Origin of the sequence: Tepidiforma sp. (assembly GCF_034432735.1) — a bacterium.
Lineage (GTDB): Bacteria > Chloroflexota > Dehalococcoidia > Tepidiformales > Tepidiformaceae > Tepidiforma.
Map to the genome: position 1 here is coordinate 1 of NZ_DAOUBJ010000049.1, position 2,053 is coordinate 2,053.

Sequence of the window (2,053 nt, forward strand, 5' to 3'; positions counted from 1 at the left end):
ACCTCCCCCCGCACCAAATACGGACCGTGGTCCCGAATCGAAGTCGTCACCTCGGACATCCCAGGCAGAACCTCCATCCTCGTCGAACATGCACTCCCGATTCTGCCGCCCGCCCTCACACCGGCGCAAACAGCTGGCCGTACAATGGCCCCGATGGCCTCCGTCGCCCTGTTCGACCCCTGCTACCTCCAGGCCCTGCGCCCAGACGACGCCGACCACGCGCGCCGTGTCCTCGAGGCGCTCGGCGATTCCGTCACGCTCATCGACGGGCGCTGTTGCGGCCAGCCCGCCTTCAACTCCGGCTTCCGCGAAGAGGCTCGCACCGTCGGCCGTGGCCTCCTCCGCGCCGCCCGCGCCCATACCACCATCGTCACCACCTCCGGCTCCTGCACCGCCATGGTCCGCCACTACCTCCCCACCCTCTGGCAACCCCCGCGCGACCGCGCCGCTGCCGCCATCGCCGCCCGCTTCGTCGATTTCGCCACCTACGTCGCCCGTCACCCCAACCTCGATCGCCTCGCCCTCAGGCTGCCTGGCGTCGTCGCCGTCCACGAATCCTGCCACTCCCGCCGCGAGCTCCACGCCTCGTCAGCCCTCGCAACCGTCCTCTCCCACATCCAAGGGCTCGAAGTCCGGCCGCCCGCCTTCGCCGAAGAGTGCTGCGGCTTCGGCGGAACCTTCGCCCTCGAAGAACCCGAGGTCTCCGTCGAAATCATGCGGGCCAAACTCGAAAACCTCGGCGCCACCGGCGCACGCGTTGTCGTCTCCCCCGATTACTCCTGCCTCGCCCACCTCGAGTCCGGCGCCGCCGGCCTCGGCGTCCAGCTCCAAGCCTGGACCCTCCCCGAGCTCCTCGCGAGGGCCCTCGGATGACCTCCTTCCGCCAACGCGCCCGGCACGAAATTGCAGCCGAACACCGCAGCCAGGCCCTGCTCCCCATCATGCGCAAACTCGTGCAGGACTCCGCCGCCATGCTCGCCCGCGGCCCCACCGACGCCCGTGACCGCGCCGCCACCGCACGCGCCCGCGCCGTCGAAGAACTCGAGCCACTCCACCGACGCCTCCGCGAGCAGCTCGCCCTCCGCGGCGTCGGCTACCACCGCGCCGCCACCGCCGCCGAAGCCGTCGATATCGCCCGCCGCCTCCTCGGCAACGCACGCCGGGTCGCCAAATCCAAATCCATGGTCGCCGAAGAGGTCGGCCTCACCCACGCCCTCCGCCAAGCCGGCATCGACGTCCTCGAAACCGACATCGGCGAATACATCGTCGACCTCGAAGGCCGCGGCCCCAGCCACATCACCGCCCCCGCCATCCACCTCGACCGGGCCAAGATCCGCACCATCCTCCAGCGCGCCGGCGCCTCGCTCACCACCGAAGACCCCCTCATCCTCTCCCAACACATCCGCGACATCGTCGGTCGCTACTTCGAAAACTGCGACGCCGCCATCACCGGCGCGAACCAGCTCATCGCCAGCTCCGGGCGCATCGCCATCGTCGAAAACGAAGGCAACGTCGCCCTCGGCGTCTCGCATCCCCGCAAACACATCGTCATCACCGGACTCGAAAAAATCGTCGCCGACGAAGCCGACGCACTCGCCGTCCTCCAGGTCCTCGCCCCCAGCGCCACCGCCCAGCCCCTCACCGCCTTCACCCACATCCTCGGCACACCGCCCCCCGGGCAGGAGCGCCACGTCATCGTCGTCGACAACGGCCGGTCCCGCATCCTCGCCGACCCGCGCTATCGTGACGTCCTTCGCTGCATCCGCTGCGGCGCCTGCATGAACGCCTGCCCCGTCTACCGCGCCGTCAGCGGCCTCGCCTACCAATCGCCCTACATGGGCCCCATCGGCGCCGTCCTCTCTCCCCTCCTCTGGCCGGGAACTCACCACGCCGAGCTCCCCTTCGCCAGCTCCCTTTGCGGCGCCTGCACCGAAGCCTGCCCCGTCGGCATCCCCCTCCATCGCATGCTCCTCGACCTCCGCGCCGACGCCGTCCGCCGGGGCCAGGCCGCCGGGAAAGCCGAACGAGCAGCCTGGAAGGCATGGGCCGCCGC

The 2,053-nt window shown here is 70.3% G+C and carries 2 protein-coding genes; both read left to right on the forward strand.

Translation table 11 applies throughout. From position 1 onward, the window contains the following. A partial coding sequence (locus tag VAE53_RS05240; protein WP_322818318.1) for a (Fe-S)-binding protein occupies positions 1-873 on the forward strand: 873 nt, incomplete at its 5' end. After that, positions 870-2,053 (forward strand): LUD domain-containing protein (locus VAE53_RS05245; protein WP_322818319.1); only part of this gene is annotated, 1,184 nt, incomplete at its 3' end. The genes VAE53_RS05240 and VAE53_RS05245, both read left to right, overlap by 4 nt.